At 63.4% G+C, this 19966-nt stretch carries 20 protein-coding genes; 16 read left to right on the top strand and 4 right to left on the bottom strand.

What is annotated here, in order from left to right; translation table 11 throughout:
• The 15 genes from EKO19_RS12700 (at window position 1) to EKO19_RS12630 (ending at window position 15248) form a co-directional block, all read left to right on the top strand.
• Complete coding sequence (locus EKO19_RS12700; protein ID WP_129776771.1) at window positions 1-624, top strand: hemerythrin domain-containing protein; 624 nt, start codon at window positions 1-3, stop codon at window positions 622-624.
• A 177-nt stretch (window positions 625-801) separates the two neighbouring features.
• On the top strand, window positions 802-1146 hold the full coding sequence (locus EKO19_RS12695; RefSeq protein ID WP_129776770.1) for a DUF2934 domain-containing protein: 345 nt from the start codon (window positions 802-804) through the stop codon (window positions 1144-1146).
• A gap of 57 nt (window positions 1147-1203) precedes the next feature.
• Window positions 1204-1653: a GNAT family N-acetyltransferase gene (locus tag EKO19_RS12690; protein WP_129776769.1), complete on the top strand. Its 450-nt coding sequence runs from the start codon at window positions 1204-1206 to the stop codon at window positions 1651-1653.
• Between the two features lie 97 nt (window positions 1654-1750).
• Complete coding sequence (locus tag EKO19_RS12685; protein ID WP_129776768.1) at window positions 1751-3979, top strand: ATP-binding protein; 2229 nt, start codon at window positions 1751-1753, stop codon at window positions 3977-3979.
• Window positions 3972-4439 carry a response regulator gene (locus EKO19_RS12680; protein WP_129776767.1) on the top strand — a complete coding sequence of 156 codons (468 nt, stop codon included), beginning with the start codon at window positions 3972-3974 and terminating at the stop codon, window positions 4437-4439. Before EKO19_RS12685 ends, EKO19_RS12680 begins: the two co-directional genes overlap by 8 nt.
• Window positions 4440-4441: 2 nt before the next feature.
• A complete protein-coding gene (locus EKO19_RS12675) occupies window positions 4442-6826 on the top strand; it encodes a hybrid sensor histidine kinase/response regulator (RefSeq protein WP_129776766.1) in 2385 nt (794 codons plus the stop codon).
• Window positions 6827-6834: 8 nt separating this feature from the next.
• Entirely contained in the window at window positions 6835-7473 is a 639-nt protein-coding gene (locus EKO19_RS12670) for a biliverdin-producing heme oxygenase (RefSeq protein WP_129776765.1), read from the top strand.
• 148 nt (window positions 7474-7621) lie between these two features.
• Window positions 7622-9196, top strand: coding sequence for a putative bifunctional diguanylate cyclase/phosphodiesterase (locus EKO19_RS39485; RefSeq protein WP_129776764.1), 1575 nt, complete (start codon window positions 7622-7624; stop codon window positions 9194-9196).
• 204 nt (window positions 9197-9400) lie between these two features.
• Window positions 9401-10270: an STAS domain-containing protein gene (locus tag EKO19_RS12660; protein WP_129776763.1), complete on the top strand. Its 870-nt coding sequence runs from the start codon at window positions 9401-9403 to the stop codon at window positions 10268-10270.
• Window positions 10271-10274: 4 nt separating this feature from the next.
• Window positions 10275-10658, top strand: a complete 384-nt coding sequence (locus EKO19_RS12655) for an STAS domain-containing protein (RefSeq protein ID WP_129776762.1) — start codon at window positions 10275-10277, stop codon at window positions 10656-10658.
• A complete protein-coding gene (locus tag EKO19_RS12650; protein ID WP_129776761.1) occupies window positions 10648-11052 on the top strand; it encodes an anti-sigma regulatory factor in 405 nt (134 codons plus the stop codon). Before EKO19_RS12655 ends, EKO19_RS12650 begins: the two co-directional genes overlap by 11 nt.
• Window positions 11053-12048, top strand: a complete 996-nt coding sequence (locus tag EKO19_RS12645; RefSeq protein WP_129776760.1) for an ATP-binding SpoIIE family protein phosphatase — start codon at window positions 11053-11055, stop codon at window positions 12046-12048.
• The gene (locus EKO19_RS12640; RefSeq protein ID WP_129776759.1) at window positions 12045-13838 is read left to right on the top strand and encodes an ATP-binding protein; all 1794 of its coding nucleotides are present in this window, start codon (window positions 12045-12047) and stop codon (window positions 13836-13838) included. The genes EKO19_RS12645 and EKO19_RS12640 overlap by 4 nt, the downstream gene beginning before the upstream one ends.
• Window positions 13822-14883, top strand: a complete 1062-nt coding sequence (locus EKO19_RS12635; protein WP_129776758.1) for a histidine kinase dimerization/phosphoacceptor domain -containing protein — start codon at window positions 13822-13824, stop codon at window positions 14881-14883. The genes EKO19_RS12640 and EKO19_RS12635 overlap by 17 nt, the downstream gene beginning before the upstream one ends.
• On the top strand, window positions 14865-15248 hold the full coding sequence (locus EKO19_RS12630) for a response regulator (protein ID WP_129776757.1): 384 nt from the start codon (window positions 14865-14867) through the stop codon (window positions 15246-15248). Before EKO19_RS12635 ends, EKO19_RS12630 begins: the two co-directional genes overlap by 19 nt.
• Here EKO19_RS12630 and hutG read toward each other — a convergent pair.
• A complete protein-coding gene (gene hutG / locus EKO19_RS12625) occupies window positions 15245-16033 on the bottom strand; it encodes an N-formylglutamate deformylase (protein WP_129777387.1) in 789 nt (262 codons plus the stop codon). The two genes, EKO19_RS12630 and hutG, sit on opposite strands and share 4 nt — an antisense overlap.
• Window positions 16034-16035: 2 nt before the next feature.
• On the bottom strand, window positions 16036-17424 hold the full coding sequence (locus tag EKO19_RS12620; protein WP_217705295.1) for a formimidoylglutamate deiminase: 1389 nt from the start codon (window positions 17422-17424) through the stop codon (window positions 16036-16038).
• A gap of 26 nt (window positions 17425-17450) precedes the next feature.
• On the opposite strand from EKO19_RS12620, the gene hutI reads away from it, so the two are divergent.
• Complete coding sequence (hutI, locus tag EKO19_RS12615; protein ID WP_129776756.1) at window positions 17451-18710, top strand: imidazolonepropionase; 1260 nt, start codon at window positions 17451-17453, stop codon at window positions 18708-18710.
• Here the strand turns inward: hutI and EKO19_RS12610 are convergent.
• Together EKO19_RS12610 and EKO19_RS12605 are read right to left on the bottom strand one after the other, a co-directional pair.
• The gene (locus tag EKO19_RS12610; protein ID WP_129776755.1) at window positions 18694-19395 is read right to left on the bottom strand and encodes an outer membrane beta-barrel protein; all 702 of its coding nucleotides are present in this window, start codon (window positions 19393-19395) and stop codon (window positions 18694-18696) included. The two genes, hutI and EKO19_RS12610, sit on opposite strands and share 17 nt — an antisense overlap.
• A 95-nt stretch (window positions 19396-19490) precedes the next feature.
• Window positions 19491-19901, bottom strand: a complete 411-nt coding sequence (locus EKO19_RS12605; RefSeq protein ID WP_129776754.1) for a hypothetical protein — start codon at window positions 19899-19901, stop codon at window positions 19491-19493.
• Between the last annotated feature and the right edge of the window lie 65 nt (window positions 19902-19966).

Genomic DNA, 19966 nt, shown 5'->3' with positions numbered 1-19966 from the left:
ATGGCACGAGCTAATCATCAGACCCGTTCAACAGACGCGCCGCGGGATGCGATCGCGTTGCTCAAGCAAGATCATCGCGCAGTGGAAGCGTTGTTCGAGGAGTTCGAGGACGCGGACGAAAGCGAGCAGTCCGAGCTCGCCACACGCATCTGTCAGATGCTGACGGTGCACGCGCAGATCGAGGAAGAGATTCTTTATCCGCAGGCCAAGGAAGCGTTCGGCGAGGAAGACGACGAGAAAGTGTACGAGGCCGAGATCGAGCACGGTTCCGCCAAGGAACTGATCGCCAAGATCGAAGCCGGCACGCCCGAGGATCCGGAATTCAAGCCGCTGGTGAAGGTGCTGAGCGAATACATCAAGCACCACGTCAAGGAAGAGGAGAAGGAGATGTTCCCCGCGCTTAAGGAGACCGAGCTCGACCTGAAGGAAGTCGGCAGCCAGCTCGCGCAACGCAAGATGCAGCTGATGGAGCAGATGGGCATCGAAGCCGAAGAGGCACCGACGCCACGCAAGCGCGCATCGCGTTCGAAGTCCACGCGCACATCAGCGGCGAAGAGTCGGCAAGCTCGCGCCGGCAGTCGCACCAAGACTGCGCGGGGCCACGCGAGTCGCGCTCGTCACTGATAGGTGACCGATTCGTGATCGCAGGAAATGCGGCGGTGACTCTCGGGTCACCGCCGTTTTCTTTGGTGTAGTCGGAAGAATGAGCGCATCGCCCCTCACCCATGCAGGTTCCGGAACTTTGGCGGCCGCGGACAATTTGAATCGAGCACTGAACATAACCGCCAATCGGAGATCCACATGGCGAGCCGCTCCTCAGGTACGACCCCGCGATCCAAGAAAGCATCGACGCGCACTTTGCCACCGGTGACGACTGTGACCAATGAGGAGCCGAAGCTGCCCGATGCCGAAGCCGTCGACAATCCCGCCGCCGACGGCGTGGTTGGTGAAGGTCACGACGTGCAGATCACCGCGAGCAAACTCGAACAGCGTGACATTCCATCGTTCTCCGAAAGTCGCGAAGCGAGGATTGCTGAAGCCGCTTATTGGCGAGCCGAGCGTCGCGGCTTCAGCCCGGGCAACGAGCTCGACGACTGGTTGAGCGCGGAAAAGGAAATCGACGAGCAGAACCGCCGCCGAGGATAATCGCCGGCGAACCGGTCCCGTATACTTCCATTCCATGATGGAAGTAGGGGGATCGATATGACGTCAGCTGCTCGCGTACGGCCTCTGCAATCCGACGATCGCGCCCGCTGGGGCGAGTTGTGGGCCGGTTACCTCCAGTTCTATCAACAGACCCTGCCGCAATCCACCACCGACCTCACCTGGCGCCGGCTGATGGAAGGTCGCGAGCTGTGGGGCTTCGCCGGACTGGATGACGGCGGCCGCATGGTCGGCTTCGTTCATTATCACTTCCATCTCTCGACCTGGTCGCCGCTCGGCTATTGTTATCTCGAAGACCTGTTCGTCGATCCGCAAGGCCGTGGTCGTCATGTCGGACGCGCGCTGATCGAGGCTGTTTACAAAGCGGCCGATGAGAAAGGCAGCACGCGTGTCTACTGGCATACAGAAAACACCAACGCACGAGCGCAGATTCTGTACAACCAGGTCGGCACGCTCACGCCGTTTTTACAATTTCGCCGCCCCGCCTGAAAATAACCGGCAGGAAATCGGGCATCGCCAGGGATCGGAACTTTTTTCCGCTGCCACGCATTGGATCGCGCAGAAAATCAAGCTCGACGAGCGGCGGATGGTGTCAGCGGTCTCAACATCCGATCTCAACCTCGACCTATGCGCGCAAGAACCTATCCGGATTCCGGGCAGCATTCAGCCGCACGGGTCGCTTGTGGTTGTAGATCCCAGCAGCCGGCGGATCGTGCAAGCCAGCGCCAATGCACGGGCGTTGCTTGGCACAGGCCGCAGCTCGGCCGTGCTCGGCCTGTCGCTGAGCGAGCTGGTCGGTGAAACGGCCGAGCGCCAGATCAACGCCTGGCTGGCCAATCCGGACAGCAGTTATCTAAGAACCCTGGACATCAACGGTCAGCGCCTGCAGGTGCTCGGCCATCAGACCGCGCAGGGAATCATTCTGGAATTCGAGCAACCGCCCGCCAGCGAAGGCGAGACGCTCGAAGCGTACTACCCGCGCGTCGGCCGCTTCATGGAAGACCTGCCCGTTCATGAAAACATCGCCGAGCTGTGCTCGGCCGCCGCGCGCGAGTTCCGGCAGATCAGCGGCTTCAATCGAATTCTGATCTATCGTTTCGACGAGCAATGGAATGGCGAAGTGCTGGCCGAGGATGGCGACGGCGTGCTGCCCTCCTACGCCGGGCTGCGCTTTCCCGCGTCGGACATTCCAACTCAGGCGCGCGAGCTGTATCGCCTGAACCGGCTGCGCGTCATTCCCGATGCGAACTACACACCAGTGCCGATCGAGCCGCCGCTCGATCCGGGCGGCGCGCCGCTGGACTTGAGTTTCGCCGCCCTGCGCAGCGTCTCGCCGGTGCATCTCCAATACATGCGAAACATGGGCACGCTCGCGTCGATGTCCATCTCGGTGCTGGTGGATGGAAAACTGTGGGGCCTGGTGTCCTGTCACAACGCCTCGCCCCGTCGGGTGAACGCACAGGCTCGAACGGCGTGCGATCTGTTGGGCCAAGTGTTGTCTCAGCATATCGGCGCGCGTGAACGTGGCGCGTACGCCGCCAAACGTATCGATCTGAAGCGCGTGGAAAGTGAGCTGCTGACCAAGATCGCGGCCAGCGATTCATTCCAAAGCGGCCTCGGCACTCACGCCAATACCTGGCTGAAAATCGCCGGCGCGGCGGGCGCGGCGGTCCTGCATGACGATTTGCTGTTTACCGCCGGAGTCACGCCCGCGCCTGACCGGCTGCGCGCGCTCACGGAGAAACTTCAGAGTGAAGGCGCCGACTCCTTCGTCACCGACCGGTTGGGACAGCAGTGGCCGGAGTTTGCCGACATCGTCGACGTGGCGAGCGGGGTGCTGGCAATCTCGATCTCACAATTGCATCCCAGTTACATCTTCTGGTTCCGCCCCGAAGTCGAGCGCACGGTGTTGTGGGCCGGCGATCCGGGCGAAGCGAAGCAGATCGAGAATGAACGACTGCATCCGCGCAATTCGTTCACCAGCTGGAAAGAACTGGTCAAAGGCCGCGCCCTGCCGTGGTCGCAGGCTGAGATCGATGGCGCGCTGGATTTCCGGAGCGCCATCATCAACTTCGTGCTTCGCCGTGCCGAGGAGCGCGCCGAGCTCACCAGCCAGCTGCAGCGGTCGAACCGGGAACTGGAGTCGTTCTCCTATTCCGTCAGTCACGACTTGCGCGCACCGTTCCGGCACATCGTCGGCTACACCCAGCTGCTGCGAGATCGTGAGCAATCGCTGAGCGCGCAATCGCTGCATTACCTGGACAGCATCAATGAGGCCGCGGCCTCGGCCGGCCAACTGGTCGACGACCTGCTGAGCTTCTCGCAGCTCGGTCGCACGGCGCTGTCGGTGTTGCCGGTGGACATGCAGAAAGTCGTGCAGGAGATCGTCCGGTCGGTCGAACCCGACGTGCGCGGCCGGCAGATCGAATGGCGCATCCAGCCGCTGCCGCCCACGACCGGCGACGCCGCCCTGCTGCGCCAGGCGCTGTACAACCTGGTGGACAACGCGCTCAAGTACAGCCGGGACCGCTCACCCGCGATCGTCGAGATCCGCGGTGAACAACTTGCGTCGGAGTGCGTTTACACAGTGCGCGACAATGGCGTCGGCTTCGACATGGCGTATGCCCACAAGCTGTTCGGCGTGTTCCAGCGGCTGCATCGCATGGAGGATTTTGCCGGTACGGGCATTGGCCTGGCATTGACCCACCGGATCATCGAGCGTCACGGCGGCTGGATCGAAGCGCGCGGTGCCGTCGATGAAGGCGCGGAATTCCGCTTTGGCATACCTCATAAAGGAGCAAGCGTCGATGGCTGATCTGCGACCCATCCTATTGGTCGAAGACAACCTGAAAGATATCGAGTTGACTCTGGCCGCGCTGGCCAAGTGCCAGTTGGCCAACGACATCGTCGTGGCCCGCGACGGCGCGGAAGCACTCGACTACTTATACTGTCGCGGACAGTACAAGGATCGTCCGCCCGGCGACCCGGCCGTGGTGCTGCTGGATCTGAAGCTGCCCAAGGTCGACGGCCTGGAAGTGCTGGCCAAGATCAAGTCGAACGTCGCTACCCGCTCGGTGCCGGTCGTCATGCTCACCTCCTCGCGCGAGGAGAGCGATCTGGTGCGCAGCTATGAGCTGGGCGTCAACGCGTTCGTGGTCAAACCGGTGGACTTCAATGCCTTCTTCGAAGCCATCCAGGATCTGGGCATGTTCTGGGGTGTCCTGAACGAAACCCCGCCGCGCATGGCTGCCATGTCCGGCATCGAGAAGAGATAGCCATGGCCGCCGAGCTCGCTTCCCGCCTGTACTCGCCGACTCGCATTCTGTTGCTCGAGGACAGCGAGATCGATGCCGAGCTCGCCATCACTCACCTGTCGAAAGCCGGGACTGAGAGCACGGTCTGCCGTGTCGCCACGCGCGACGACTTCATGCGCGAGATCGGCAGCGGCGCTTACGACGTGGTGCTCGCGGATTATTCCCTGCCCGACTTCGATGGGCTCGCGGCACTCGACATCGTGCGCGAGCGCTGCCCCGAGATGCCATTTATTTTCGTGTCCGGCGTGGTCGGCGAAGAGTTCGCCATCAATGCCTTGCGCCGGGGCGCGACTGACTATGTGATGAAGCGCGGCTTGAGTCGTCTGCCGGCGGCGGTCGATCGCGCCGTCGCTGAAGCGCGCGAACGTCAGGACCGCGTGCGGGCCGAACAGGCGCTGCGTATCAGCGAGACCAGCGCGCAGCTTGCCATCGCAACCGCGGGCCTCGGCCGCTGGGAATTCGATCCCGCCACCGGCACGTTCGATGTGGACGCGCGTTGTCGCGAGCTGTTCGGGCTCGTGCCCCAGGCAGTGCCCGATCGGGAAGCGTTTCTCAAGAGCTGCCACAGCGGCGATCGGCTGCGCATCGAATCGATCTTCAACGAGACCTTGCGTGCCGCTACCGCAAGCAACATCGCCACCGAGTTTCGCATCGTCCGGGCGGGTGACGCGCAGGAACGCTGGGTTTCACTCTCGGGTCGCTCGTTCCACGACAGCGGCTGCTGCACCCGCCTGATCGGTATCGTCAACGATATCACCGAGCGCAAGCAGGCCGAGACCGCGCTCCACGATCTGAACCAAACATTGACTCTGCGCGTCGCGCACAAGACCGCCGAGCGCGATCACTTGTGGCAATTGTCTAAAGATCTGATGGCCGTGATGACGCCGGTCGGCGCGCTCATCGAAGTGAATCCCGCGTGGCAAGCCTCGCTCGGCCATGGAACCAGCGAAGTGGTCGGCGAGCATCTGTCGAAGTTCGCCCATCCCGACGACGCGTCCGCAGTCCGGCAGTCCGTGGCGCAAGCCGCGCTGGAAAATCAGCGCCCGTTCGAATGCAGGTTTCTGTGCCGCGACGGCGAGACCCGCTGGGTCTCATGGTCGACGGCGCTCGGTCACGGCTGCATCTACGCGGTCGGTCGGGACATCACCGAAGACAAGGCCGGGCAAGCTCAGCTGGAAGAAGCGCAGGAAGCCCTGCGTCAGGCGCAAAAGATGGAAGCCGTCGGTCAGCTCACCGGCGGTCTGGCGCATGACTTCAACAATCTGTTGCAGGTCGTGGTCGGTAACATCGAAACGTTGCAACGCAAGCTGCCGCCGAATCTGGACCGTTTGCGCCGGGCGGCGGATCACGCGATGGCCGGCGCACAGCGCGCGACCAATCTCACTCAGCATCTGCTCGCCTTCTCACGCAAACAGCCGTTGAATCCGCGCCCGGTCGCGGTCAATCGGCTGGTCGCCGGCATGTCCGAGATGATGCAGCGGACCCTCGGTGAATTGATCCTGGTCGAGACCGCGATGGCGCCCGACTTGCGGCACGTCGAGATCGACGGCAATCAACTCGAGATCGCGCTGTTGAATCTGGCGGTCAATGCGCGCGACGCCATGCCCCACGGCGGCAAGCTCAGCATAGAAACATTCAATCTGGACACGCGTAACGCGCCGCACACCACGGCGGAGAATCTGCCGCGGGGCGAATACGTCGTCATCAACGTTCGCGATACCGGCACCGGCATGCCGCCCGAAGTGCTGGCACGGGCGTTCGAGCCGTTCTTCACGACCAAGAGTGTCGGTCAGGGTACCGGCCTCGGGTTATCACAGGTTTATGGATTCGTGCGCCAGTCGGGCGGACAGGTACGTATCGCCTCGACGGACGGCGCCGGCACCTCGATTCGCATCTATCTGCCCGCCGCTCGACCGGATGCGCAAGTGCCCGAGGACGACAGTCAATGTGAATCGTCGCTCGCCGCCGAGCGCGAGACCATTCTGGTGGTAGAAGACGATCCCGATGTACGCGCTTTTACCGTCGAGACCGTGCGGGAGCTTGGCTACGATGTGCTCGAAGCGCGCGACGGCGTCAACGCACTCAACGTACTGCGTCAGACGCCCGCCGGCGACATCGACTTGTTGTTCAGTGACGTAGTGCTGCCGGGAGGCATGAACGGCCAGCAACTGGCACAGCAGGCCGTGGTACTCCATCCGCACTTGAAGGTGCTGTTTGCGACCGGCTATGCCCGCGACGTGATCGTGCATCATGGAAGACTCGACCCGGGCGTGGAACTCATCACCAAACCTTTCGCTTTCGATGACTTGGCAGCGCGCATTCGTAGCGTGCTCGACGGTCAGGACTGAAGCTCGACATGCAAATTGAAGAATCGCCCGCGGGCGGCCCAGTGACGGCCGGCCGCAAATTGAATCGTCGCAATTCGCTACGCGGCGCGACCGATCATTTGCACCGTGATCTCGACCGGATCGCGGCTGGATTCAACCTGGCCGATGTCACGCACTACCGGCGTTTCCTGCAGGCCAACGCGGCGACGCTGATCGCGATCGAACAGCTGCTGGAGAACGCGAGCGTCGAACAACTGTTGCCGGACTGGCCGCAGCGGTCGCGTCGCGCAGCCATCCTTGCCGATCTGCACAACCTTCATTCCGATGTGCAACCGCTCGCCCTCCGCCGTACCGCGCCGACGCCTTCGGAAGTGTTCGGCATCCTGTACGTGTTGGAAGGTTCGCGTCTCGGCGCGCGTGTGCAACTGGATCAAGTGCAGGCCAGCCACGACGAGAACGTTCGCAACGCTTCGACCTATCTGCGTCACGGCCAGCCGGGCGAAGGCAGCAGCCTGTGGCGCAGCTTCCTGGAACTGCTCGAGACGCACGAAGCCGCCGACGATCAGACTCAGACCGTGTCCGGCGCGGTGTACGCCTTCACCATGTTCATCCGCGCCTTCAGTCAGGCCGCCAACGATTTGCAGCTGCGCACCGCGCCCGCTGCGTAACACGCGTAACAACTGTTAAGTCATAAACCGGTCCTGCGTCGAAGTTTTGGCCGTCCCCGGCTCGGGCGGCCCAAAAGTGTGCGCCACATCCGGCGGCCGATGACGGCATTTCGCGACACTGCGGCGTCGAAGTTGAACGCCTGTCGCAATGTTCTACCTTGCCGTTTGTGCCATCACCGCACTCTGCGCCGTCGCCTGGGCAATCTTCCTGCAACTGCGCATCCGTAAGCTGGACGTACGTGTCGTCGAAGCGGAGTCGCGACATCAGCAATTCATCGAGCAGGTGGAGCACGGCGGCATGGTCCGCCGCAAGATCGAAGCGCAGTTGCTGGAGAAACAGCAGCGGCTCGATCGGCTCGCGCATCACGATCAGCTGACCGGCCTGCCCAATCGCCTGTTCCTCTCGGCGCATCTGCCCGCAGCCATCGAAGAGGCCCGCCGCAAGAAAGCGGCGCTGGCCGTGCTGTTCATCGACCTCGACCGCTTCAAGCACGTCAACGACACGCACGGTCACGAAACCGGCGACAAGCTGCTGCAATCGGTCTCGCAAAGAATCAAAGACGCTGTGCGCAACGAGGACATCGTGGTACGCATGGGCGGTGACGAATTCGTGGTCGTGCTCAACATCGTCCGCAGCAGCAACCAGGTTCAGGAAACCGCATCACGCATCACCAGCGCACTGGCGGTGCCGTTGGAAATCGATGGCAAGCCGCTCGTCACGACGGCCAGCGTCGGCGTGAGCATGTTCCCGCGCGACGGCGAAGATGTGGGAGCCCTCCTGCGCCATTCGGACACGGCGATGTATCAAGCGAAGGATCGCGGCCGGAACAACTTCCAGGTGTTCAGTCCGGTCATGGACCGGCAGTTGAAGGAACGCGTCGCCATCGAAGCGAGCCTGCGCGCCGCGCTGGAATCGCAAACCCAGCTCGACGTGCACTACCAGCCGCTGATCGACATCGAGACCCGCCGGGTCGTGACGCTGGAAGCGCTGGTGCGCTGGAAACATCCGATCGACGGCTATGTCTCGCCGACCCGGTTCATTCCGGTCGCCGAGGAGACCGGGCTGATCGCCGGGCTCGGCGACTTCGTGATCCAGCGCGTCATCGACGACATGGTCCAGTGGCGCAAGGCCGGCAACTCAGTGCTGGTACCGGTGGCGATCAACATCTCACCGGGCCAGTTGTCACGTTGCGACCTGCGTCAGCGCATTGCTGAATTGACACAAGTTAATTCCATCAGCCCGGCCATGCTCCAGATCGAGCTGACCGAGGGTGCGATGTTCGATCAGGTCGAGTCGCGTCACGGCTCGAATGGCAGTGAAGACGGCGTCGACGCCATCAACGACCTGCGTGCGCTCGGCGTGCGTGTCGCCATCGACGACTTCGGCACCGGCTATTCCTCGCTCAGCTATTTGAAGCGCTGGCGGGTCGATTACCTCAAGATCGATCGCAGCTTCATTCGCGATCTGGGCACCGATTCCAACGATCACGCCATCGTCGGCGCCATCATCGCGATGGCCCAGCACCTGAAGATCAAGGTGATCGCCGAGGGCGTGGAAGGCTGGTCGCAGCTGGAGATGCTTCGCAAGCTCGGCTGCCGGTACGCGCAAGGCTATCTGTTCGCCGAGCCCGCGCCCGCCAGTAAATGCCGCGAATTCCTCAACGGCCGGCCGCTCGGCCTGAACGACGTCGAGACCGATCTGCTCAAAGTCGCCAGCGCCTGAGCGTCCGCCCGGGCGCTCTAGAAAAAATTTCAAAGAACTGGGAACCGTCCTGCGCCGTCGCGCGTAACGGACCGTCAGGGCGTCGGTAGCGGGGGGGCGCCCCTGCGTCCTCGAGATTGCACTTCAAAGGCTCCCTGAGCGAGCCATTCCTCACAGCCCCTAACGTTCCTGGTCTTCGCCGAAGGCCACCAACAGGAGTCGCGGATGAACCGACTGGCAAGTCGACTGCCGGCCATGGTCGAGCAGTATCAACAAGAAATTCTCACCGAGTGGGTCAAACTACAATTGGAAGCGGGCACGTGGCGCGCCGGCCGTTTACAGGAATCGCAGTTGCGCGACGAATCGCAACGCTTCCTGACCCTGCTGGTGAACAACATCCAGAAAGGCGTGCAGTTCGACACCCGCAGCGCGCAGTGGGCCGACATTCGCGATTTCCTCGCCGAGCTGTCCCGCAGCCGTGCCACCCAGGGTTTCTCACCGTCGCAGGTGGCGACGTTCGTGTTCTCGCTGAAGCAGCCCATCTTCGCCCGCCTGCGTGCCAACCTGCTCGATGAGCCGGAGGTGCTGGCCGACGCCTCGTGGGAAACGACCCTGCTGCTCGACTCCATGGGTCTGTACACCACCGAGGTGTATCAACAGGCGCGTGAATCGGTGATCGCTCGTCAACAGGAGGAGCTGATCGAGCTGTCCACTCCGGTGGTCGAGCTGTGGCCCGGCATCCTGGCCTTGCCGCTGATCGGCACGCTGGACAGCGAGCGCACCCAGGTCGTGATGGAAACCCTGCTGGAACGACTGGTCGCCACCGGTTCGAGCATCGCGGTCATCGACATCACCGGCGTGCCGACCGTCGATACGCTGGTCGCTCAACACTTGCTCAAGACCGTGTCGGCCGCGCAGCTGATGGGCGCGGACTGCATCATCAGCGGCATCCGTCCTCAGATCGCCCAGACCATCGTGCACCTCGGCATCGACCTCTCGGCGGTCGCGACCAAGGCCAGCCTGTCCGACGCCTTCGCCCTGGCGTTGAAACGTCGCGGTCTGAGCGTCATTTCATCGTCCGCTGCGCGAGGATAACGCCGTGGATCGCGTCCCGATTCTGCGTCTGGGCGATTGCCTGCTGGTCACCGTCCAGGTCGACATGCACGATGAGCTGGCGATGACCTTGCAGGACGATCTCACCAACAAGATCGTCGCCACCAAGGCGCGCGGCGTGCTCATCGACATTTCCGCATTGGAAATGGTCGACTCGTTCATCGGCCGCATGCTGGGCAACATCGCCGGGATGTCCCGCATCTTGGATGCGCAGACGGTCGTCGTGGGCATGCAGCCCGCGGTGGCCATCACGCTGGTCGAGCTCGGATTGTCGCTGCCCGGCATCCGCACCGCTCTGAACGTCGATGCCGGCCTGGCCTTGCTGCGCAACGTGCTCGACCGGAGCGATGAAAGCAGCCATGTCGATTGAACCAACCACGTTGCCCGTGCGTTCCGGCGAAGACGTGGTCAAGGTCCGTCAAGCCGTGCGCACTCTCGCCATGGATCTCGGCTTCAGCCTGGTCGATCAAACCAAAGTCATCACTGCCGCGAGCGAACTGGCGCGCAATACGCTGACTTACGGCGGCGGCGGCGAATGCCGCATCGAGCGCCTGAACCAGGGCCCGAAGCGCGCGGGAGTGCGCCTCACTTTCGAGGACCGAGGTCCGGGGATCACCAACCTCGATCTGGCCTTGACCGACGGTTACACCACTGGCAACGGCCTGGGTCTGGGACTGAATGGAGCACGGAAGCTTTCCCACGAATTCGATATCTGGTCGCAGCCCGGCGTAGGCACTCGCGTGACCATTACTCGTTGGAAATAAATGCAACAGTTTTCGATCGGCGATCCGAGTGCCGTCGCGTCCGCCCGACGCGGCATCGGCACACTTGCCGCCAGCTTGGGTTTCGATGTGGAGGATGCCGGCCGAGCCGCGCTGGTCGCCACCGAGATCGGCACCAATCTGGTGAAGCATGGCGGCGGCGGCGAGCTGATCGCGCAGAAGATCTCGCGTGACAACCGCATCGGACTGGAGCTGCTCGGCCTCGACAAGGGCCCCGGCATGGAAGATGTTTCCAGATGCCTGCGCGACGGTTATTCCACCAGCGGCAGTCCCGGCACCGGCCTGGGCGCGATGGAACGCCTGTCACAACGCTTCGAGATTTATTCCCGTCTCGGGCGAGGCACCGCCGTGCTGGCTCAGCTGTGGCCCGACTCACGCGAACCGCCGCCCAGCCCCACGCAGATCGGTGCGCTGGTGGTACCGAAACCGGGCGAGGTCGCGTGCGGCGATTGCTGGTGTCATCACGAGCGCGTCGAAGGAGTCCTGGTCGCCGGCATCGATGGCCTCGGTCATGGCCTCGGCGCGGAACAGGCCGCCACCGAGGCGTGTCGTATCTTCGAGGCGGAGAAACATCGACCTGTGTCGCGCCTCATGCAGAGTCTGCACGACGGTCTTCGCCCGACCCGGGGTGCCGCGGTCACATTGCTGGAAGTCGATTGGGATGCGGGCCGGATCACCAGCCTCGGCGTCGGTAACGTCGCGGCCGCGATGATCAACGGCACCGAGACCAAGCGCATCGCCACCGACAACGGCATCGTCGGTCACGTGATCTCCCGCCCCCGCGAACTGACATACTCGTGCCAGCCCGACACCGTGCTGGTACTGCATTCCGACGGCCTCACCGCGAACTGGCAAGCCGACCGCTATCCGGGACTGATACAACATCACGCGGCATTGATCGCCGGCGTGTTATATCGGGACTGCCGGCGCGGTCGCGACGATTCCCTGATTGTTGTCATTCGACGCACACCCCCATGAACCGCTCTTTGCTACGTCTGGATCTCGCGCAAGACCGCGACATCGTCGCAGCCCGGCAGCGCGCGCGGCAGGTCAGTGCCCTGCTCGGTTTCGATTCCCAGGATCAGGTGCGCATCGCGACGGCCGTGTCCGAGCTGGCGCGCAACGCCATGCGCCACGCCGGCGGCGGCACCATCGAGTTCATGGTGACCGAAGCTCCGCCGCATGGCGCCAGCATGCCGGCCACTCCGTTGCTACAGGTCATCATCAGCGATCACGGTCCGGGCATCGCCAACCTGGACGATGCGATCACCGATTCGGGCAGTGGCGAATTGAAGCTGGGCCTGGTCGCCGCGCGTCGTTTGATGGATACGTTCGACGTTTATTCCGGCAAGGGCCGGGGCACGACCATTACCCTCGGCAAGTTTCTGCCGCGCCGGATCGAAAGCTTCACGCCGACGCGCGTCGCGACCATCGCGGATCAGCTGTCCGCCTATGGCGCGGCCGATCCTACCGCCGAGATGCAACAGCAGAATCGCGAGCTGCTGCGCAGCCTGGAAGAACTGCGTCTGCGCAAGGAAGAACTGGCGCGGCTCAACGCGGAGCTCGAGGACACGAATCGGGGCGTGATGGCGCTGTATGCCGAGCTGGAAGAGCGCGCCGCGCACCTGCGTCTCGCCGACGAAACCAAGACGCGCTTCCTGTCGGCGGTCAGTCATGAATTCCGCACGCCGGTGAATTCCATCCTGGCGCTGTCCAGAATCCTGTTGCATCGGCTCGACGGCGAGCTGAGCGCCGAGCAGGAGAAACAAGTCACCTACATCCGTCAGGCCGCCGAACAACTCTCGACCATGGTCGACGATCTGCTCGACCTGCGCAAAGTCGAGTCCGGCAAATTGCAGCTGCGCGTCGAGTCGTTCAACGTCACCGATCTGTTCGGCGCGCTGCGTGGCATGTTCAAGCCGCTCAGCATCAAGGACACGGTCTCGCTCAGCTTCGAGGAGATCGGCGCGCTGCCCGAGCTGCACACCGATCAGGGCAAGGTCTCGCAGATCCTGCGCAATCTCATTTCCAATGCGCTGAAGTTCACCGAGATCGGCTCGGTGCGCGTCACGGCGAGACTGGCAGCCGACACCGACATGATCGTGTTCTCTGTTGCTGACACCGGTATCGGCATCGCCGCGACCCATCATCGGCATATCTTCGACGAATTCACGCAGGTCGAGAATCCGCTGCAGAAAAGCGTCAAGGGCACCGGCCTCGGTCTGCCCCTGTCGCAAAAGCTGGCGGGTCTGCTCGGCGGCAGCATCGACATTGCCAGCGAGCTGGGCAAAGGCTCGGTGTTCTCGCTGGCAATTCCAGTACGACTGGCAGCAACGACACCGATCGGAACGCCCGAGCTGCCCGTGACACGCAGTGCGCAGCGGGTATTGATCGTCGATGACAGCGAGATCGAGCGCTATGCGCTCCGCCAGTTCCTGCCGAGCAGCAGCTTCGAAGTGGTCGAAGCGAACGGCGGCTACGACGGGCTGCGTCTCGCGCGCCAGTCGCGCCCCGACTTGATCTTCCTCGATCTGGCCATGCCCGACGTGCACGGCCTGGAAGTGTTGAAGATGCTCAAGGCCATCGAGGAGACCCGGCCCATTCCGGTCATTCTGTTCACCTCGCAGCGACCCGACGACATCGGCGAGGAACAGGCCGCCGCCGCCAGCGGCCTGTTGTTGAAGAGCGAGTTGTCACGCGAGTCCGTCGCGGCCGCGATCCGGCGCGCCAGCAGCCCGGGAGAAGTTCATCATGCCAGCCAAGCCTGAGATCATCCTCAACGTCGACGACAACGAGCCGGGCCGGTACGCGACCACGCGCATTCTCAACCGCGCCGGTTTTCAAGTGCTCGAAGCCGGCACCGGCAAGGAAGCCTTGCGACTGGCGCGCAGCGCCTCGCCGCAGCTGGTAGTGCTGGATGTGAACCTGCCCGACATGAGCGGCATCGATGTTTGCCGACAGCTGAAATCCGATCCGGACACCGCGGGCATCATGGTACTGCAGGTCTCGGCCACCAACATCGCCGTGCTCGATCGAGTCAATTCACTCTCGGCCGGCGCGGACAGTTTCCTGGTCGAGCCGATGGAGCCCGAAGAACTCGAAGCGGTCGCTCGCGCGCTGCTGCGTCTACATCGAGTCGAAGCCGAGTTGCGCCGTTCGCTCGCGGAACGTGAGCTGCTGCTGCGTGAAGTGAATCATCGCGTGAAGAACAGCCTGCAGCTGGTGCTCAGCATGCTCAGCCTGCAAGGCGGCGAATTCCGCGAGGCCGGCGCGAAGGAACTGTTCGCCAAGGCCATCGCCCGCGTCACCGCCATTGCGTCGATTCACGAGCGCCTGTATCAGGACACCGATCCGCTCACCATCGACATGCAGACTTATCTCAGCGGCCTGTGCGCCGAGCTGGCACGCGCCGGCATCGGCGACGAACGACATGCCGATCTGCGCCCCGCCATCGAGCCGATGCGACTGCCGACCGAGCACGGGGTCTCGCTGGCGCTGATCGTCAACGAGCTGGTGATGAACGCCTTGAAGCATGGTCGACCGAACGACCGCTCCGCCATCATCAAGGTCAGTCTGCGCCGGATCGAGCCCGGCCAGGCACGACTCACCATCGCCGACAACGGCCCGGGCCTGGTCGCCGGCGACCCGGCCAGCGCCGCGAAGCCCTCCACCGGATTGGGAACCCGCCTCATCAGCATGCTGGTGCGGCAACTGAGCGGACAACTCAGCGTCGAGCACACCGACGGCTACGCCGCTCACATCACATTCCCACTCCCACAGCAGCCCGCAGCGACATGGGACTCGAAGTCCTGATCGTCGAAGATCAGGTGCTGATCGCCATTCACCTGCAGGACCTGGTGGAAGAGGCGGGGCACCGGGTCAGCGAGGTCGCGCACGACGGCCCCAGCGCGATGGCCGCGGCTGCGCGTCAGCCTCCCAACATCGCCATCATGGATCTTCGGCTGGCGCACGGCGAGAGCGGCATCGACGTCGCGCATCAGTTGTATGAAGAGCACGGCATTCGATGTTTGTTCATCAGTGCAAACATCGACGACGAGGTGCGTAAAAAGGTCGCCGGGCTGCGGCCGCTGGGTTTCATCGGCAAGCCCTTCCTGCCCGCCGAGGTCATCGCGGCCGTGCAGGCCTCGGCCATCGCCGTCGAATCGAACGCTTGTTAGGCGCGCGCCTTCAGAAAGCGCGTCAGCAGCTGGGAAATCAGGGTCTGCGCTGATGTCGCCCGCTCGGGATTCCAGCCGGTACCGGCAGCCTCATCCATGTATACGCGTCGGGACAGCTCCAGCTGCACGGCATACACGCCTTCCTGCGGCCGACCATACTTCATCGTGATGTAACCGCCCTTGAAGCGGCCGTTCAGCACGGCGCCGAACTTGCCATCGGCTGTCACCAGATCGAGCAGCTGATCCGCGACCGCGCGCGGACAGCTCGCATCGTCACGCGTGCCGAAGTTGAATTCGGGCAACACACCGATGAACAACGAGGGCACTTCGCTCGCAATCGAATGCGCATCCCAAAGCAACGCATGACCATGGCGCTGACGGATGACCTGCAACTCCTCGATCAGGCGCCGATGATACGGCTGCCAGTATTGCTCGACCCGCGCATCGATTTCGGTTGCGGTGACCTCGCGACCCGGCGCGTAAATGGGCTCGTCATTGAACGTCAGCAGCGGGCACACCGGCGAGGTTGGCTTGCCGACGTACAGCGACGACGAATCCGGCGAGCGATTCAGGTCCACGACGTAGCGCGAGTAGTTCGCCTTCAGGATCGACGCGCCCAGATCGCGCGCGAAGTCATAAAGATGATGAACGTGCCAATCGGTATCGGCCAGGTGACCGCCCGCCAGCGTGAAGCGTTGCGCGATCGCTTCCGGCACATGGGTGCCCGCATGCGGAATGCTGATCAGCAGCGGCACCGAGCCCTGGTGAAAGTCATAAACATTCATGGTCACACTCGATCCTTCTTGAACATCTTTTGCAGGGCGCGCCTGTAGCCGGCGGATACCGCCGTCTCGGCGAAATGGCGGCGGTCCTGAACCAGCCAGCGTCCGCCCACCATGACGTCCCGCACCGATTCGCTGGTGCCGGAGAAAACAAACGTATCGATGATCGAACTGTCGCTGCGTGCCGCGAACAACGGCGAGTTGATATCCAACACCACAACGTCAGCCCGCCTGCCGGCCGCGAGCTCGCCGATCGGCCGGCCCGAAACACGCGCACCGGCCATGCATGCCTTCTGCCACAACAGCGAGCCACCGGACAGCGTGCCGTCGGTGAGCACGCCACGCTGGCGACGGGCCAGCCGCGCCTGATATTCGAGCCAGCGCAACTCCTCGATGGGCGACAACGAAATGTGACTGTCCGAGCCGATGGCGAACGCCCCGCCCGCCGCCAGCAATGTTTCCATCGGGAAGATACCGTCGCCGAGGTTTGCTTCGGTGGTGGGACACAACCCGATCACCGCGCCCGCCTTCGCGACACCTTGCAGCTCTTCAGCCGTGGCATGCGTCGCGTGGATCAAGCACCAATGGCGATCGACCGGCGCATTCTCGAGCAACCATTCGACGGGCCGTTTGCCGGTGCGCTCCAGGCACGCCTGCACTTCGCGTTCCTGCTCGGCGATGTGGATGTGAATCGGCTGCCCGTCCCGCTGCGAGTCGAGCACCATTCGCAGCGACTCGGGCGGCACGGCGCGTAGACTGTGCAACGCCATGCCCACTTCGAGCTGCGGCGAACGTTGCGACGATTGTCGGAGCGCGTCGAGCAGATCCAGGTACTCGCGCGTCTGCATGGAGAACTGCCGCTGCCGTTCGCTCGGCGGTGCCCCACCAAAGTCGGATGTTTGATACAGCGTCGGCAACAGCGTGAGCCCGATGCCAGCCGTGGTGGCCGCGTCCATCAACGCCTGACTCATGGCCAGCCGCTGCTCGGGCGAACGGTTCGACGCCTCGCCGTGACTGTGCAGGTAGTGGAACTCGCACACCGAGGTGTAACCGGCCTTGACCATGTCTGCATACAACTGCGCCGCCACGCCATTGAGACACTCCGGCGAAATGCGGCTGGCCACGTCGTACATGGTCTCGCGCCAGGTCCAGAAACTGTCGCCCTCGCCGCCGCGCTGCTCGACCAGACCGGCCATCGCGCGCTGAAACGCGTGACTGTGGATATTGGGCATGCCGGCGATCGCCGCGCCGTTGATCATTCTGGCGGCCGTGACGGTGTCGTCCGCGGCGACATCGACGATATCCCCGCCGGGGTCGACCGAGATCACCACATTGCGATGCCAACCGTCGGGCAGCCACGCACAGGTGAAGCGATAGCGGGATTGCATGGACATGCGAGGAGTATAAGACTTCGCAGGGCATGAAAGCGTCGACCGCGAGTCCATCGGCCTGGGATCGGGTGTGGTTGGGTGCAAACCTGGCCACGATGCCGGGCGCGCCTGCATACAACGACCGACACGGCCCGCACGAGCTGGGCGAAGTGCGAAACGCCGCGCTCGCCATCAAGCAGGGCCGCATCGCCTGGATCGGCACCCGCCAGCAACTCGACACCCTGCAATGGTCGGCCGCCAGCGTCACCCTGGCCGACGGCCTGTGGATCACGCCCGGGCTGATCGAGTGCCACACCCATCTGGTTTACGGCGGCGATCGTAGCAACGAGTTCGCCGCCCGATTGCAGGGCGCCACGTATGAAGAGATTGCCCGCGCCGGCGGCGGCATCGTCTCGACGATGCAAGCCACCCGCGCCGCCAGCGAAGATCAGTTGCTCGATCAATCGCTGCCCCGCGCCCTGGCGCTCGCGGCCGAGGGCGTCACGACGCTCGAAATCAAATCCGGCTATGGCCTGGATCTGGACAACGAGCTGAAGATGCTTCGGGTCGCGCAGCGCATCGGTGAGATCACCGGCCTCAGCGTGATCAAGACCTTTCTCGGCGCGCATGCTTTGCCGCCGGAGTTCGCGGGCCGTCAGGAAGACTACGTTCGCCATGTGTGCGACGACATGCTCCCGGCCGTCGCCGCGGCGAAGCTCGCCGATGCGGTCGATGTTTTCTGTGAGCGCATCGCGTTCACTCAGGAACAGACGCGTCGCATCTTCGATCGTGCGCGCGAGCTCGGGTTGCCCGCACGCTTGCACGCGGACCAATTGAGCGACGCGAATGGCGGCGAGATCGCCGCCGAGTACGGCGCGCTCTCAGCCGATCATCTCGAACATGCGAGCGAGCGCTCCTTGCAACGCATGGCCGAGCGCGGCGTCGTCGCGGGACTGCTGCCCGGCGCGTTTTATTATTTGCGCGAGACCAAACCGCCGCCCATCGAGCGCCTGCGCGAACTGAATATTCCCATGGCAGTCTCGACGGACTGCAATCCCGGCACGTCACCCATCGCATCCTTGCTGACGGCGATGAACATGGCATGCGTGATGTTTCGTTTGACGGCGGCAGAAGCGCTGCGGGGCGTGACCATCAACGCCGCAAAGGCCTTGGGCCTGGCACAGGATCGAGGCACGCTTGCCGTGGGATCGCGGGCGGACCTGGCGATCTGGCGACTACGTCATCCGGAGCAGTTGTGCGCGGAGATCGGCGTGCACCGACCCATCGAGATCGTCAGAACACCACCGTGATGCCGATCGTGATCACGTTGGCGTTGGCTTCGTCCGTATTCTTGTCGCCCGCGTCGAGGATGTGCTGGTACTCCAGACGCACATCGTAGATCTCGAGGAAGTTGAAGCTGGTGCCGACGCCGGCGAAAAAATCCACGTCGTTATCGGAGAACCGGTCGGTCCTGGGGCTCTGTTCGACGTCGTCGTAATAGATGCTGAAATCGTTGCTGGAGAACAGCGCGCCGGCGCGGCCATAGACTTCCCAGCGATAGCTCAGCGGCCAGATGCCCAGCGCCGACACGTTGAGCCCGGCGCTCGAGCTGTCGAAGTTGAGCGTGGCATCGGTGGGAACGCCCGTGATGTTGCCGCGAGCCCTGCCCCGATATTTCACGCTGCCCAGGTCCATGTAGCCGCCCTCGACGGCGAAGTGCGTGTTGAATCGATAGCCGGCGAAGAAGCCAAACGCCGAATCCTTGGTGTCCAGCGAGTCCGTCAGCTGTTCCACGGTGAGCTGGACCACCGGACTCGGGTAGATCCGGGTGGCGGCGTACGTGCGGTAATCCTGGATGTCGCTGTCCTTGTCGCTCTGGCCGTAGAAGCCGCCGATATAGAAACCGGGTTGCGCGGCCTGCGCGGCAGGCATCGAGGCGGCCGTGGCGAGCACGACCGCCGCAAGGGCGGCAGCGAAAACTCGTTGTTGTTTCATGCGAAAGCGTCACCCGTGCTGCGACCTTTGAAGCATATCGCAGCCACGGGCCGGTTAGATGCATCTTTCGTTCAGCGCGCCCATTCAGCGTGGGTTCAAGCATGCAGGGGCGTGGCCGCGGGCGACTTGCGCAGGCCGATATATTCCAGCTCCACCGCCACCGCGACGAACGCGGCCTGCCCGGCTACGAACAGGTGCCCCAGCAAGCTCGGCTGCACCCAGCCGGTGAACAGCAGCACGATGCTGTCGATCGCCCAGATGGCATTGGCCACGATCACCGCCCACACCGCCGCTCGCGGCAACCGGGCCCGCGTGCTCAGCAACGCCAGCACCAAAGCAAAGGGCAATAACACGACACTCGCCTGCTGCAACAACTCGACCGGCAGACCCAGCACACCGGACAACCCGTTGCCAAATGCAACCAACAGCACTCCCAGGCCGGCGCAGCCGACCGCATCCAGCACCAGTACACGACGCAGGAAAGTGGATGTTTGGATGTAGCTCATGTCTCGACTCCTCATGTTTACGACGGCTCCAGCATGGCCGCGCGCCGGCGCCTGGTCGATTACCC

Origin of the sequence: Peristeroidobacter soli, assembly GCF_004138485.1 — a bacterium.
Lineage (GTDB): Bacteria > Pseudomonadota > Gammaproteobacteria > Steroidobacterales > Steroidobacteraceae > Steroidobacter > Steroidobacter soli.
This window is presented reverse-complemented; position numbering and strand designations above follow the sequence as displayed.

Excerpts from the sequence above, each read along its gene's own strand:
- EKO19_RS12670 (WP_129776765.1), top strand. The coding sequence starts at position 6,835 with ATGCAAATTGAAGAATCGCCCGCGGGCGGCCCAGTGACGGCCGGCCGC.
- EKO19_RS12675 (WP_129776766.1), top strand. The coding sequence starts at position 4,442 with ATGGCCGCCGAGCTCGCTTCCCGCCTGTACTCGCCGACTCGCATTCTG.
- EKO19_RS12640 (WP_129776759.1), top strand. The coding sequence starts at position 12,045 with ATGAACCGCTCTTTGCTACGTCTGGATCTCGCGCAAGACCGCGACATC.
- EKO19_RS12610 (WP_129776755.1), bottom strand. The coding sequence starts at position 19,395 with ATGAAACAACAACGAGTTTTCGCTGCCGCCCTTGCGGCGGTCGTGCTC.
- EKO19_RS12630 (WP_129776757.1), top strand. The coding sequence starts at position 14,865 with ATGGGACTCGAAGTCCTGATCGTCGAAGATCAGGTGCTGATCGCCATT.
- EKO19_RS12605 (WP_129776754.1), bottom strand. The coding sequence starts at position 19,901 with ATGAGCTACATCCAAACATCCACTTTCCTGCGTCGTGTACTGGTGCTG.
- EKO19_RS12620 (WP_217705295.1), bottom strand. The coding sequence starts at position 17,424 with ATGTCCATGCAATCCCGCTATCGCTTCACCTGTGCGTGGCTGCCCGAC.
- EKO19_RS12685 (WP_129776768.1), top strand. The coding sequence starts at position 1,751 with ATGGTGTCAGCGGTCTCAACATCCGATCTCAACCTCGACCTATGCGCG.
- hutG (WP_129777387.1), bottom strand. The coding sequence starts at position 16,033 with ATGAATGTTTATGACTTTCACCAGGGCTCGGTGCCGCTGCTGATCAGC.
- hutI (WP_129776756.1), top strand. The coding sequence starts at position 17,451 with ATGAAAGCGTCGACCGCGAGTCCATCGGCCTGGGATCGGGTGTGGTTG.
- EKO19_RS12700 (WP_129776771.1), top strand. The coding sequence starts at position 1 with ATGGCACGAGCTAATCATCAGACCCGTTCAACAGACGCGCCGCGGGAT.
- EKO19_RS39485 (WP_129776764.1), top strand. The coding sequence starts at position 7,622 with ATGTTCTACCTTGCCGTTTGTGCCATCACCGCACTCTGCGCCGTCGCC.
- EKO19_RS12635 (WP_129776758.1), top strand. The coding sequence starts at position 13,822 with ATGCCAGCCAAGCCTGAGATCATCCTCAACGTCGACGACAACGAGCCG.
- EKO19_RS12680 (WP_129776767.1), top strand. The coding sequence starts at position 3,972 with ATGGCTGATCTGCGACCCATCCTATTGGTCGAAGACAACCTGAAAGAT.
- EKO19_RS12645 (WP_129776760.1), top strand. The coding sequence starts at position 11,053 with ATGCAACAGTTTTCGATCGGCGATCCGAGTGCCGTCGCGTCCGCCCGA.
- EKO19_RS12690 (WP_129776769.1), top strand. The coding sequence starts at position 1,204 with ATGACGTCAGCTGCTCGCGTACGGCCTCTGCAATCCGACGATCGCGCC.
- EKO19_RS12650 (WP_129776761.1), top strand. The coding sequence starts at position 10,648 with ATGTCGATTGAACCAACCACGTTGCCCGTGCGTTCCGGCGAAGACGTG.
- EKO19_RS12660 (WP_129776763.1), top strand. The coding sequence starts at position 9,401 with ATGAACCGACTGGCAAGTCGACTGCCGGCCATGGTCGAGCAGTATCAA.
- EKO19_RS12695 (WP_129776770.1), top strand. The coding sequence starts at position 802 with ATGGCGAGCCGCTCCTCAGGTACGACCCCGCGATCCAAGAAAGCATCG.